Source organism: Rhizobium sp. NLR22b, from assembly GCF_019685295.1.
In the GTDB taxonomy this organism is placed as follows: domain Bacteria; phylum Pseudomonadota; class Alphaproteobacteria; order Rhizobiales; family Rhizobiaceae; genus Rhizobium.
In genome coordinates this window covers 93,324-106,715 of sequence record NZ_JABDWM010000008.1, presented here as the reverse complement: position 1 = coordinate 106,715, position 13,392 = coordinate 93,324, and the positions used below count along the sequence as shown (strand labels likewise).

12 protein-coding genes and 1 pseudogene are annotated in these 13,392 nt (G+C 62.0%); 2 read left to right on the top strand and 11 right to left on the bottom strand.

All coding sequences use genetic code 11. The features are described 5' to 3' along the window. Positions 1 to 7: 7 nt before the first annotated feature. The 8 genes from HJC00_RS14890 to HJC00_RS14855 are packed head-to-tail and all read right to left on the bottom strand — an operon-like array spanning position 8 to position 8,490. A complete protein-coding gene (locus HJC00_RS14890) occupies positions 8 to 1,762 on the bottom strand; it encodes an FAD-dependent monooxygenase (RefSeq protein WP_221146778.1) in 1,755 nt (584 codons plus the stop codon). Then, positions 1,755 to 2,870, bottom strand: a complete 1,116-nt coding sequence (locus HJC00_RS14885; RefSeq protein WP_210628792.1) for a branched-chain amino acid ABC transporter permease — start codon at positions 2,868 to 2,870, stop codon at positions 1,755 to 1,757. The genes HJC00_RS14890 and HJC00_RS14885 overlap by 8 nt, the downstream gene beginning before the upstream one ends. Before the next feature lie 7 nt (positions 2,871 to 2,877). Next, positions 2,878 to 3,741, bottom strand: a complete 864-nt coding sequence (locus tag HJC00_RS14880) for a branched-chain amino acid ABC transporter permease (RefSeq protein WP_210628793.1) — start codon at positions 3,739 to 3,741, stop codon at positions 2,878 to 2,880. Further along, complete coding sequence (locus HJC00_RS14875) at positions 3,728 to 4,447, bottom strand: ABC transporter ATP-binding protein (protein WP_210628794.1); 720 nt, start codon at positions 4,445 to 4,447, stop codon at positions 3,728 to 3,730. The genes HJC00_RS14880 and HJC00_RS14875 overlap by 14 nt, the downstream gene beginning before the upstream one ends. Before the next feature lie 2 nt (positions 4,448 to 4,449). Next, positions 4,450 to 5,169: an ABC transporter ATP-binding protein gene (locus tag HJC00_RS14870; RefSeq protein ID WP_210628795.1), complete on the bottom strand. Its 720-nt coding sequence runs from the start codon at positions 5,167 to 5,169 to the stop codon at positions 4,450 to 4,452. A gap of 50 nt (positions 5,170 to 5,219) precedes the next feature. Next, positions 5,220 to 6,500, bottom strand: coding sequence for an ABC transporter substrate-binding protein (locus HJC00_RS14865; protein WP_210628796.1), 1,281 nt, complete (start codon positions 6,498 to 6,500; stop codon positions 5,220 to 5,222). Positions 6,501 to 6,556: 56 nt separating this feature from the next. Continuing rightward, positions 6,557 to 7,618: a maleylacetate reductase gene (locus tag HJC00_RS14860; RefSeq protein WP_221146777.1), complete on the bottom strand. Its 1,062-nt coding sequence runs from the start codon at positions 7,616 to 7,618 to the stop codon at positions 6,557 to 6,559. Next, positions 7,615 to 8,490: a dioxygenase gene (locus tag HJC00_RS14855; RefSeq protein WP_221146776.1), complete on the bottom strand. Its 876-nt coding sequence runs from the start codon at positions 8,488 to 8,490 to the stop codon at positions 7,615 to 7,617. Before HJC00_RS14855 ends, HJC00_RS14860 begins: the two co-directional genes overlap by 4 nt. A gap of 98 nt (positions 8,491 to 8,588) precedes the next feature. Between HJC00_RS14855 and HJC00_RS14850 the strand changes: the two genes are divergently transcribed. Together HJC00_RS14850 and HJC00_RS14845 are read left to right on the top strand one after the other, a co-directional pair. Next, positions 8,589 to 9,539: a LysR family transcriptional regulator gene (locus HJC00_RS14850; RefSeq protein WP_210628799.1), complete on the top strand. Its 951-nt coding sequence runs from the start codon at positions 8,589 to 8,591 to the stop codon at positions 9,537 to 9,539. Between the two features lie 348 nt (positions 9,540 to 9,887). Next, complete coding sequence (locus tag HJC00_RS14845; RefSeq protein ID WP_221164279.1) at positions 9,888 to 10,997, top strand: sulfite oxidase; 1,110 nt, start codon at positions 9,888 to 9,890, stop codon at positions 10,995 to 10,997. A 189-nt stretch (positions 10,998 to 11,186) separates the two neighbouring features. Here HJC00_RS14845 and HJC00_RS14840 read toward each other — a convergent pair whose 3' ends face one another. The 3 genes and pseudogenes from HJC00_RS14840 to HJC00_RS14830 all read right to left on the bottom strand — a co-directional run bounded on the left by HJC00_RS14840 (position 11,187) and on the right by HJC00_RS14830 (position 13,313). Then, entirely contained in the window at positions 11,187 to 11,813 is a 627-nt protein-coding gene (locus tag HJC00_RS14840) for a tyrosine-type recombinase/integrase (RefSeq protein ID WP_221164278.1), read from the bottom strand. A gap of 248 nt (positions 11,814 to 12,061) precedes the next feature. Next, positions 12,062 to 12,316, bottom strand: a pseudogene (locus HJC00_RS33135) (tetratricopeptide repeat protein); the annotation flags it as partial. Between the two features lie 64 nt (positions 12,317 to 12,380). Beyond that, on the bottom strand, positions 12,381 to 13,313 hold the full coding sequence (locus HJC00_RS14830) for an L-lactate dehydrogenase (protein ID WP_221122593.1): 933 nt from the start codon (positions 13,311 to 13,313) through the stop codon (positions 12,381 to 12,383). Positions 13,314 to 13,392: the final 79 nt, after the last annotated feature.

The following is a 13,392-nucleotide window of genomic DNA, read 5'->3' as shown; positions in this document are numbered from 1 at the left end:
CGTCGCCTCACCGATCCAGAATTGCTCTCAATACACGACGCAGCTCGTTTTCCGGATCGGCGACTGCGGCATGCGAACGCCAGCCGACATGATGGTCCGGACGCACGAGCAGAACGCCGGCATCGCGGATTTCGCGGGCGCGCGCCCAGTCTCCCGTCAGGTCCTGCCATTCCTGCCTCGGGCCGATCTTATGAGCCGTGATCGGCAGGCCGAACTCCTTCGACAAAGCCCTCGCCGCCGCAATCCAGCCGTCACCACCGATACCGGTCAACAGGGTGAAGACGCCATGACCGGTGAGATCGAGGCTCGAAACTTTCCTGCCGCTGTCGTTGAACAGCCAGGCATGCGGCAGCCGCGCGCCCGGCCACGTCGTCGGTTGGAAATGCAGCTCGGCATCCTTCTCGTAGGCTGGCTCCGGCTGCCCGTCCTTGATGACGGCATTCGAAGCGTAGCGATGGTTCATCTCCACGCCATGCGCGTCGAACTCGTAGACCTTATAGGCGATCGCCTCGCGGATTGCCGTGCGCTGGCGTTCGGCATCGGCGGTATCATCGCAGCGCGCATCCATGTTCTGCTGCATTTTCACCGGATCGACGGAATCGAGCAGACCCAGCGACTTGAAGATCGGGCCGAATTCCTCGATCGACTTGTTGGCGCGGGTAACGATCTGCTTGGCGACTGGCGCACGTTCGGCCTGGTAGCTCTCGAGCAGGGCCATGCCCGCCTGACCCTTAAGGACCAATGCGAGCTTCCAGGCGAGGTTGAAGCCATCCTGGATCGAGGTGTTGGAGCCGAGGCCGTTCGAAGGCGGATGGCGATGGACGGCATCACCCATGCAGAACACCCGACCGTTCGACACGCTCGTCGCGTACATGTTGTTCACAGTCCAGGTCGAGACGGATTTGATCTTCGGCTTGAGATCGGCAACGCCGACCAGTTCGCGCACGACCTTGGTGGCGAAAGCATCGTCGACCTGAGGCGCGGGCTGATTGATGTCGTAGCCCCAGACGATCAGCCATTCGTTCCATGGCCGCACCATGCGCACAAGGCCCATGCCGATGCCGCCGACATCGGCGCCGGGCTGCAGCACCCAGTAAAGCACCGACGGGCGATGGGCGACATAGCGCGAGAGATCAGCCTCGAACAGAATGTTCATCGAGCCGGCAACACCCATCTTGCCTTCGAAGGTCAGATTGGCATGCTCCGCCACCTTGGAGTTGCCGCCATCGGCGCCGATCAGGAATTTCGAGCGGATAACCAGCTCCCTGCCGGTCAAGCGGTCGAGACAGGTGGTCGTGACCCCTTCGGCATCCTGAACATGGCTCACATACTCGGTCGACATGCGGGCCTGGGCGCCGCGCGAGCAGGCTGTCTTGAACAGCAGCGGCTCCATGTAAGTCTGCGGCAGGTCGTTCATGTGGGCGGGCGATGAAAGAAGGTGCTCGGCACGCGACAGCGGGTGGTTGCCCCAGCTCTGCATGCGGCCGATTTCCTCGCCGGCAACCGCCGTGCAGAAGACATTCTGCCCCATCAAATCCTGTTCGACCGCGAAGAGATAGGCCTCCTCCTCGACGTCGCGACCGAGATCGCGCAGAACCTCCATCGTCCGCTGGTTGGTGATGTGCGCGCGCGGCGTGCTTGCCAGCCAGCGATAACGGTTGATCACCATCGGCTCGAGGCCGTAGGTCGCAAGCAGCGCCGCGGTCGCCGAGCCGGCGGGTCCCGTACCGATGATCAGAACGTCGGTGGTGATGTCAGCCATTTGGCCCTCCCTTTTCATCATGTAGCGTTGATCCGCCTCTCAGCAGGCGACGGACCGGAAAGAGTTCCCAACCGGTACGGCTGGATATGACACCCCACAGACCGCGTGGGGCGCACAGCATCGTGACGATAGCAAGCGCCCCGAGCGCCAGGAGATACCAGGAGCCGTAGCTCGAAAAGGCATTCTGCAGCAGGAAGAAGACCAGCACGCCGACGAGCGGCCCTTCGATGGTGCCGATGCCGCCTATGACGACAATGAACACGACATAGGCGGTCCAGTCGGTGAGCGAGAAGGCGGCATCCGGCGATATGCGCGCCTTCTGCAGGTAGATGAGCGCACCGACCATGCCGGTCACGGAAGCGGTCGCCAGATAGACAAGGATCTTCAGCCGCCGCGCATCGACGCCGAGCGCACGGGCCGCTGTCTCATTGTCGCGCACGGCGGCAAGGCCAAGGCCCTGCTTGCTGCGCAGCAGTCGATAGATGAAGCCGATCGTCAGCGCGACGAGAGCCAGCGCCAGCCAATAGGTGAGCGCATCGGCCGCTGCCGCGGAGCGCATGCCGAACCAGTTCTGCAGCACCGAGATACCGAGCATATCCTTGGTGGCTTCGCGCGGCAGCGAAGTTCCCGTTCCGCCGCCGAGCATCTTCCACTGGGCGAATAGCAACCGCCCGACTTCGGCGATGACCCAGGTGCCGATCGCAAAATAGGGGCCGTAGAGCCGGAAGGAAAAGAATGCGGCCGGCGCTGCGATCAGCATTGCGAAGAGGCCGGCGAGCGGAATGGCAAGGATCGGATCGACACCGGCAAGAATGACGAAGCCGAACAGCGCATAGGCGCCGGAGCCGACAAAGAGCTGCTGCCCGACCGAGATCAGTCCGGCATAGCCGGCAAGCAGGTTCCAACTCTGCGCCAGCGCCAGCATCGTCAGGATGAAGAACAGATCCTGCACGACCCCGCGCGACACCATGAAGGGTGCAGCGGCGAGCGCGGCCGCCGCGACAAGCGAGAGGATGATGAAGATGCTCGAAAGCCGCGTCCGCGTTTCCACCCGCCAGCCCGGCGGTGCAGCAATTTCGGTCGGCATTGTTTCGAAACCCGGAGTCATGGCGCCCTCAATCCACGGCGCGGGGGAAAAGACCGCGCGGCCGGAAGACCAGCACGAGCAGGAAGGCGATATGCCCGGCAAGAATCTGCCATTCGGGATCGACCGCAGCGCCGACCGTCTGGGCAACTCCCAGGATGACGCCGCCTGCAAGCGTGCCCCAGAGCGAGCCGAGACCACCGATGATGACGGCTTCGAAGGCGTAGATCAGCCGCGCCGGCCCAGCCGTCGGATCGAAGTTCGCCCGCATACCGAGATAAAGGGCAGCAACCGTCACGATCATCATCGCAAGGCCGGTCGCGACGGCGAAGATCGTATTCGGCCGAATGCCCATCAGGCTCGCCGTCACCACATCGTCCGAGGTGGCCCGGAAGGCGCAGCCGAGCTCGGTGCGGTAGATGAGCTGGTTGAGACCGACGATGACGAGGACTGCCGAGGCAAAGGTGATGAGCGGCATCAGGCCGGCGCCGACACCCCCGAATTGCAGTGAAGCCGTTTCGAGGGCGCCCGCGGAGATCCGCCGGCTATCGGCCGTGAAGCTCTCCAACAGACCGTTCTGAATGACGATCGACAGGCCGAAGGTGACGAGCAACGGTGGCAGGATGTCGTTGCCAAGGGTTCGGTTCAGCAGGTGATATTGCAACAGCCAACCGACGGCGAACATCAAGGGGGCGGCGATCAGCGCAGCCAGGAAGGGATTGAGCCCCAACAAAGAGACAAGTACCAGGATCAGGAAAGCCGCCAGGACGATGAGATCGCCATGGGCGAGATTGACCAGGCGCATGATGCCGAAGACGAGGCTGAGACCTGCCGCGAACAGCGCATAGAGCCCCCCGAGCAGAACACCTTGCAGAAGCGTATCAAGCCAGTTCATGGGTGTCCGTTCCAAAATAGGCCGCATGGATATCGGCGCGATCGAGTTCTGCGGGGCGGCCTGTCAGGGTGATGCGGCCCTCCATCATGCAGTAGATGCGATCGGCCACCTTCAGCGCCTGGGCGATATCCTGCTCGACGATGACGGTGGCCGCACCCGCAGCGCGGATATGGGAAAAGGCGGCATAAATGTCCTTGATGACCACGGGGGCGAGGCCGAGGCTCAGCTCGTCGCACAGAAGAACCTCCGGATTGGACATCAGCGCCCGGCCGATGGCGACCATCTGCTGTTGCCCGCCCGAGAGCGCCGTCGCCGGATTGCGGCGTCTCTCCTTCAGGACGGGAAATAGCGAATAGATGCTGTCGAGCGCCCAGGGTCCGGCGACGCGGCGGCCATAGCGGCCGATCTTCAGATTTTCCTCCACCGTCAGCGACGGGAACAGCTTCCGCCCCTCCGGCACGAGCGCGATGCCGCGCCGCACGACATCGGATGCAAGCATCGCCCCAATCGGCTCGCCATGGTGCAGGACCATATCGGGCTTGTTGGCGATGACACCGGCGATCGAGCGCATCAATGTCGATTTCCCCGCACCATTGGCGCCGATAATGGCGATGGTCTCGCCGGCCTCGAGCCTGAGATCAACGCCGAGCACGGCCTGGAAATCGCCGTAGGAGGCCGTGAGGCCGCGAGTTTCGATGAGGCTCATCGTCAGACCTCCATCCCGAGATAGATTTCGCGCACCTCGCTCGACGCCATGATCGCGTCGGACTTGCCGATGCCGATCACCCGGCCGAAATTGAGAACGAGGATGCGCTCGGCCACAGCTGTAAGAGCGTGCAGCACATGCTCGATCCAGATGATTGCGATGCCGCGCTGGTGAACCCGCTTGATCGTCGCGACGAGCTGGCGGCATTCGCCTTCCGTCAGACCGCCGGCGATCTCGTCGAGAAGCAACAGCTTCGGCTGGGTGGCGAGCGCACGCGCCAATTCCAGCCGCTTGCGTTCAAGCAGGGTCAACGATCCGGCAGGCACATTGGCTTTGGCGATCAAGCCGGTCTCGACAAGGATGTCCGCGCACGAAGCCGAGACGTCGCTTTCCCTCGCCTTGGCACCGAAAGCACCGGCAACCAGCAGGTTTTCATAGGCCGTCAGACGCGCGAAAGGCTGCGGGATCTGGAAGGTGCGGCCCATGCCGGCAAGGCAACGTTGCATCGGCGGCACATGGGTGACATCGCGGCCGTCGAACCGGATCGATCCTCCGGCAACGGAGAGATTGCCGTTGATAAGGTTGAACAGCGTCGATTTACCGGCGCCGTTCGGCCCGATGACTCCGAGCGCCTCGCCAGGCTCGACAGAGAAGCCGATATCCTCGGCGACGACGAGCGCGCCGAACGCCTTCGAGACTCCCTTCAATTCCAGTAGGGGCATTGTCGTTCTCCGTTGGAGGCCGCCCGACCGAGTGCCGGGCAACCCTGCTTTCACGCAAGGGCTTCGAGCTTGCCGCCAAGCGGAACGTTCGGCGCCAGGCCGTTTTCGACGACGACGAGATCATAGCCGCCGCCGGATTTCAGCCGCCATTGGCCGCCGACCAGCGGCGTCTTGGCGACATTCTTTTGCGCGAACGGCGGCAGCTTCTCATTGCCCCAGGCAACCGGCCCGACGAGCGTGTCGAGCTTGGTTTCGCCGATCGCCTTGGCGACGGCATCGGCATCGCCCGCATCCTCGCTCCGCGTCATGATATCGACGGCGAGCTCGAACAGTGCATGGGCAAAGCCGATCGGCTGGGTCCATGGGCGTCCGGTTGTCTTGGTGAAGGCAGCCGCCACGGCGGCAGCGGTCTCGCCCGTCAGCGACGATTTGAACGGATGCGTCGGGGTCCACCAAACCTCGGTCGAGAGATTGTGCCCGGCATTTCCCAACGCTTCGACGGTCTGCGGGAAGAGAAGCGCCTTGCCGATCGAGGCGACCTTCGGCTTCAGGCCTTGCTGCTTGGCCTGGTTCCAGAAAGTGGTGAGGTCGGGGGGGATCATCACCCCGGTCAGGATATCGGTGCCTGCCTGCTTGAAGGCATTGATCTGCGCCGAGAAATCATCCGTCAGATTCTGGTAGCGGCCGGTATCCGTCAGCCCGTAGCCGAGCTTTTCCAGGACCGGCGGGAAGCCGACGACCTTGTCGCCCCAGGCATTGCCGTCACCATCATTCGGGAACAGGCCACCGACCTTTTTATTCGTCTCGATTTGGCTCCACATGCCGGTAAAGACGGCGATGATATCCTCAAGGCCCCAGAAGAAATGATAGGCGTAATTGAAGGGCTTCCAGGAGGCCGGATCGCCGGGATTGCCCTGCTGGCCGATGAACCAGGGCTGCCACGGCGCGACCGTGGAAATGCAGGGCATCTCCTCGCCCTCGCAGGTCGTGGAAACCGGATTGGTCGTCTCCGGTGTCGAGGATACGAGCATCAGGTTGATCTGGCTGTCGACGATCAGCTCCTTAGCGACTTCGGCGGCGCGGTTCGGGTTCGACTGGCTGTCCTTGACCACGACCTCGTAGTTCAGGCCCTTTGCCTTCGTTGTCGCCAGGAAGGCATCGATGACGAACTTGTCGGCTTCGCCGAAAGCGGCGAGCGGCCCCGTCTGCGGGCTGACATAGCCGAGCTTGATTGCCGCATTCTTGGCAATCGCCGGCATGGGCAGGCCCGAGGTTGCAATCAATGCGCCGCCGGCCGCCGTCGTCTTCAGAAAATCGCGTCTTGTGAACATGTTTCCTCCTCCCATTGTCTCTCCTCCCAAAGAGTGCGCCCGCAGGCGCCTGTGTCTCATTCCATAGGCCGTCGGCCCTCCCAAGCGTCCTGCAGAAGCTGGCGGATCGCACTCCGTTCGATCGGCCGCGGATTCCAGTAGGGATTCTCGACAGCGATCGCAGCCGCGCGATCGAGATCGATTTCTGTCAGCCCGAATTCCTTGAGCGATAGGGGCGATCCGATCGCCCTGGCGAAATCCCAGAGCCCGCCACCGATGGCGCCGCCGAAAATCTCGGCCGCTCCTGCCAGCTCCGATGCCGCGGCTGCGGCATTGAAAGCGGCCGTATGCGGCAGCATCACCGCATGGGTTTCGGCATGCGGCGTATCGAAGGAACCGCCGAGCGTGTGACAAATCTTGTGATGCAACGCCATGCCGACCGTGCCGAGCACCGAGCCGCAGAGCCAGGCGCCGTAAAGGGCATCGCTGCGCGCCTCAGCGTTCTTCGGATCGTTGACGATAACCGGCAGGCTTCGGGCAAAGGCGCGCAGGCCTTCCAGCGCCATCAGGCTCGAAATCGGATTGCGGTCTTGCGCGTAAAGCCCTTCGACGGCATGGGCCATGGCGTTCAGCCCACTCGTCACGCTCATGGCGACAGGCAGGCCGAGCGTCAGCGCGGGATCGTAAATCACGATCTCCGGCAATATCCTGGCATCGCGCACCGTCGTCTTGCGGCCGCCTTCGGTCTGCCCGAGGATCGGCGTCACCTCCGACCCGGCATAGGTCGTGGGAATGACGATCTGGAGAAGATCGGTGCGATAGGCAATCGCCTTGCCGAGCCCCGTTGTCGATCCGCCGCCGAGGCAGACGACGCAGTCCGCCGCGGTTTCCTCGACCACCCGCATCGCCGCCTCCGTCACCTCGACGGGCGTGTGCATGGTCGCGCCTGAGAAGACGCCGCAGGCAAGCGGCTCGATCTCTTCGGCCAGCGCCTGTGCATCAGCCTTCTGCTGCGGCGTCGAGAGGATCAGGGCCCGCTTGCAGCCGGCTTTGGCGACCCATTGCGCGACCCGGTTGCGGCTGCCGGCACCGAAGACGATTTGGGCGGGACTGCCCGCATAGGAAAAATCCTGGGTCATGCCGCCCTCCCCGGCTTTGCTCGCACCATCACGAAGGTGAGGCTCAACGCCTTGGCGCGCTGTCCATCGATCTCGGACGGCTCGAAGCAGGCAATGAGCTCGGGCCGCACGCCGAAGAGGGCGTCTTCGCCAAGGTGTGGATCGCTCGCATCGTAAATCTGGGTGGTGATCGTCTCGAAGCCCTTGGCACGAACGACGAAATGCAGGTTCGCCGGGCGGCGCAGCGGATAGCCCGCCTCGGCGAGCAGCCGCCCGACCGGGCCATCGTCCGGCACGCCATAACCCGACGGCATGACGGAGCGGTAATGGAACCGTCCGTTGATATCGGTATGGAAGAGGCCGCGCAGATTATGTTCCGGCTGCAAATCCGGCTGCTGGTTCTCGTAAAAGCCCTCGGCATTCGCCTGCCAGGTTACGACCTCGGCGCCTGCGATCGGCAGGCCATCGAGATCCTGCACCCGCACGGACACCGCCAGCGGCTCGCCGATCCCGTCGAGCGAGATCGAAGAACCCGATACCCTTTCTGGGGCATCATTGCGGAAAAACGGTCCGCGAATGGTATTCGGCGTCGCCGCTTTCGGCCGCCGCGAATTGATTTCCTCGACCAGGGCCGACGCGCCGATGAGATCCGACAGAAGCACCCATTCCTGTCGCCGCTCGTCCGAGGCATGGCCGACATCGGTCAGGAAGGCAACGACCTTGCGCCACTCGTCCTGGGTCGGGCGAAACTGCTTGATGAGATCATGAACATGGATGACGGCGGCAGCGATCAGCCGTGAAAGATTGCCGTCACTGCCAGCGGAGAAGCGTTCCGAGAAAACCTCCGCCGACGTCGCCTCGCTGAATGTGAGCGCCTTTGCCCGCTCCGCCATGCTCATCCTCCACGATCTCACGTGTACCCGAGGTTGATACTAACAGCCGGAATTGCATGGATTGATGATTTTGTTGCAAAACAATATAACGGATCGTTATGAAGTTCGATGAACGTCACCTGATCCAGCTTGCCGCCGTCGTCAAAACAGGCGGCGTAACCGAAGGCGCGGCCTTGCTGGGCCTCGCTCAGCCTGCCGTTTCCCGCACCTTGTCCATGCTGGAGAAGCGCGTGGCCGAGCCGCTCTTCGTCAAGGGTCGCCGGCCATTGCAGCCGACGCCGTTTGGTCTTTCGCTCGCCGAACACGGCCTCGTCATGCTCGCAGCCTCACGCAAGGCCTCCGATCTCGTCGAAAGCTTCCGCGTCGGCAAGAGCGGCGTCGTACGGATCGGCGGCACGCCCTTCTTCATGGATGCGCTGATTGCCGGGCTGTGCGCGGAGTTTCAGACAAGCCGTCCGGACGTGCGGATCGATCAAAGCTACGGTTATTTCCCGGATCTGCGCGCAGCGCTGAAGGCAGATCAGATCGACCTCGCCATATGCCCGATCGACATACTCGACGAGGGTTCCGGGCTCGAATTCCAGCAGATTCTCCCAGGCCGCAATGTCGTGGCCTGTCGGGTAACCCATCCGCTGCTTCTGAAACGGCGGCCGCAGCCGAGCCAACTGCTCGACTATCCGTGGATTGCGCCGCCACCGGGAAGCCCGCTGCTGGCGGACCTGCGCGCGCTGCTGCTCTCCTTCGGCGCCACCGAGATCAAGATCCGCTATACCGGCGGCTCGCTGATGAGTGTAATCAACTACCTGAAATCGGCGGATGCGCTGACCGTCATGCCGCACAGCGTCGTCTTCGCGCAGCGCAAGGAAAAGACGATCACCGCACTGCCAATCACCATCCCTCATCCAGAGCGCGCCCTTGCGATCCTCAAGCGCGTCGATGCTCCACGAGCTCCCGCAGTCGATCAATTTGCCGAATTCGTCCGCCTGGGTTTCCAAGATCTTCGGCATCTGATCAAACGTCATGAGGAGTCGGTGATTTGGGGCGTTTGAGAGCCCCCATGGGATACGAACCGGGACCGCGTCCTTGGCTAGAAGTCCCATATCTCCGATGTTCCAGCAGCAGGCTCGGCTGAGGCCGAGAAGGAATGACCGATTTGGGGCCGGTGGCCGACCGTCCGCTACGAGACACCCAACACCAAAAGCGGACATCAGAATTATTGCCGCCGAGGCCTGAGATTGACCCCTTTTGCTGCCGCTCGAGATCGATCCGAGGACGTGCGGTATGTGCTAGTATGCGGCCGGCGGAATGCGACAGACGCACTGCGACGGGCTTGTGATCGATCCGAAATACGCGCGACGGAGAGCCGACGTTGTACTTTTGGAGGGGAGACGAGGACGATGGCGACACCACAGCAACCCAGTCTAATAGTTCGACAGAAATCCCCACCGAACATCGAGTTTCCGTTTGCGTCGCTCTCCGATTGGCTGATCCCAGCCGAGTTGTTCTTCGTGCGAAACCATTTCCCGTCGCCGGAGCTCGATGCGCGAGACTGGAGACTGCGCGTTGGCGGGGCGGTAGAGCGGCCGATCGAACTTGACCTCGACAGCATCAAGGCGATGCGGAGCACGGCTTTCACTGCCGTCGTGGAGTGCGCAGGGAACGGGCGCGTCTACTATGTGCCACCGAAGGAGGGGTTACAGTGGCAGAACGGAGCCGTCGGCAACGCCGCCTGGACAGGTGTTCTTCTGCGCGAGGTTTTGGAAATGGCCGGCGTTAAGCGAACCGCACGTGAGGTTCTGCTGACAGGCGCCGACAGCGGCGTCGTCGACACGAACAAGAAAACGGCTTCTCCTGGCCCCATCGCTTTTGCGCGCAGTTTACCGCTTGAGAAGGCCATCGCTGACAGCACGATCCTTGCCTATTCGATGAACGAGGAGCCGTTGACGCGCGATCACGGCTACCCACTACGAGCGGTGGTGGGTGGCTGGTTCGGCATGGCTTGGATCAAGTGGATTACGGATATCACGGTTGTGGAACAACCGTTCCTCGGCTACTGGCAGGCGCGCGACTATTTCCGTTGGGAACGCAGCCTCGGGGAACCCACGCTGGTTCCCCTTGCGGAGATGGAGGTCAAAGCGCAGATCGCGCGTCCCGTAGAGGGGGCGCACCTCATTGCCGGCCAACCCTACCGGATTTTCGGAGCCGCTTGGAGCGGAGAGGCTGCTATCCGGCAGGTGCAGGTCTGCACGGGAGATGGCAGGGGCTGGCGCGAGGGAAGGCTCCTCGAAACAGAACGTCCCTTTGCATGGCGCTTGTGGGAGTACATATGGACCCCTGAAGAAGTGGGGCGATATACACTGCGATGTCGCGCGATCGATGGGGCGGGGTGCGTGCAGCCCGACCTTCCGCGTTCCGACTGCGAGAGCTACGCGGCCAACTGGATCGTTCCGGTGGAGGTTACCGTCGTTCCCGAGCAACGAAAATACGAGGAGGAATTCGTGATCTAATCACCCGCATGGTGCAGAGTGGGGCTCTCGGCGCAAGTGTGACCCGCGTTGTCACTGCGTCATGTCGCTTTGCAGCAATAGCGCCCCTTTGGCTGAATGACCATGAGAAAGGCGCAAAGCTGATCGAATCTCGTTAGAGCCTCTCAGAGCAAAGAGGAACGGCCCCACGACGTGCAGGGCAGTCTCTATTCAGATCTCAGTCCGCTCGGCCAGTTCCAGTGCATCCTCAATGTCGACGCCAAGATACCTGACCGTGTTCTCGATCTTGGTATGGCCAAGCAGGATCTGGATCGCCGGTTGCCGGGCCTTAGAGTTCGTGGCGGCCTTCGTTCGCCGCAGGGAATGCGGCCCGTAATCCTCCCGACGGAGGCCGATCGCCGTCACCCACTCATCTACCAGCCAGGCGTACTGCCGAGTACTGAGATGATTACCGTGGTCGACCCGACTGGGAAAGGCATAGTCATCGACTGTTCCTCCCCTTCGTTGAAGCCAGGCAAGCAGACTAGCTCTAACCTCGGTCGTGATTTCGAACTGCACGGGCCGTCCAGTCTTCTGCTGGACGACCATTGCGCGAGTTCGAATTTCGTGCCCCGTGACGAGAGTCCCGATTTTCAGTTTTACCAGATCGCGGCCGCGGAGCTTGCTGTCGATGGCGAGATCGAAAAGCGCGCGATCTCTCATCCTTCCTCCTCGGTCGAGGAAGAAACGGACTGCCCAGATCTGGCGCTGCTTGAGGGGCTTCTTGACGCCAACTTCCTTGCCTGCGTTCCAAGCCGGTCGACCCAGTGCGGCAGGATCATATTGCGAGACACCCATTCCAGTTCTCCTATGGCCACCGTTGGCCAGAGGGAGAACGCGCACCTTCTGGTTATATGACGGGGCCGGTGGCCGACCGTCCGCTCCTTGGACACTCAACACGCGGACATAAAGTACTTGCCGCGAAAGTCTGGGATTGACCCGAAGCTGCCGTTTGGATTGCAATACCGGAACGGCACAAAGGAGGGATTCATGACCTTCGATGAAGTTTGTGGATCTCGGTGAAGACCTCGGTTGAGCCGGTCCAGTCAGCCTTCGGGCAAGCCAGCGTCACGCAGACCCGATAAGATCCGCGCCATAAAAGCAGAGGGCCACCATGTATCCCTGACTTTGGCAAGCGTAAGGTCGGGATGGCTCTCTCGCAGTCGAAGGCAGGCACGTCGTGCCTCATCCAATCTGCCGGCGTGCACATAGGCGCTGACGAGCCACCGCAGAGCCCAACTCGCGTCAGGCTGCTGGCTAAGGCCTCTTTGGATCCAGGTAATCGCATCGTCGTATCGCCCGTCGACGAAATGGGCGGCGCCGACGCCGACGTCCGCCCACGCACGCGCTCAGCATGGGTTCGAATCAGAGCGTCACCGCCTCGAACAGGCCTCTAAGTTTAGAAGCGCTTCGTTGAAGCGCAGCGCGCTCATGTGTGTCAAGGTCAGGAAGCAATTCAGTGGAAATGCCTTCGCGGCCCACAACGCGGGGAACCGATAAAGCTACATCGCGCACACCTTCGATCAGCGCGGTGACGCTCGAGACTGAAAGCACCGCCTGTTCATCCTGCCTTACCGCGCCGACGATCCGGGCAAGACCTGCTCCAATCCCGTAGTAGGTAGAGCCTTTGCCCTTGATGATGGTATAGGCGGCGTTGCGAGTCTTGCTGTCGATATCTGTCCGGACAGCTTCGGTAATGGGAGCGCCAATCTGTGCACCGAAGAGAGCAATCGGAACTGTACCTGCCCTGGCGCCGGACCACGCCAAGACTTGGCTGTCGCCGTGTTCGCCCAGCACATAGGCATGAATGGATCGCGGCGACACACGAAGGTGAGCCCCCAGCAGGCTACGAAACCGCGCGGTATCGAGAATTGTCCCCGATCCGATCACGCGATGGTTTGGCAGTCCGGAGTACGCTTCGGCGATCTGTGTCATGATGTCGACCGGGTTGGATGCAACCAGCAAAATCGCGTCGGGACAGACACGCATGATCTCGCCTACAACTGTTCGGAAGACCGCGGCGTTGCGGCTCAGCAGATCGGTTCGCGTCTCCCCGGATCGTTGCGCGACCCCTGCGGCTATTACGACAACACCGGCATTCCGAAGATGATCGTAGTCTCCATGAGAAATCGAGGTTCCTGAGGCAAACGGCATCGCATGTGCGATATCAAGGGCTTGTGCTTCGGCCAGAGCTGGATCGAGATCGACCAGCACAACCTCGCTCGCGACACCGCGTAAGCCAAGGGCGTACGCAGTCGCGCTGCCAACCATGCCGGCTCCAACAATGCCGACCTTCATCCCGTTTGCCTCCCTGTCGGAGTTAAGTAAGACTTAGCGCGGAAGCTCGCCATTAACAGGCCGTCAGCGGAGTTCCCGC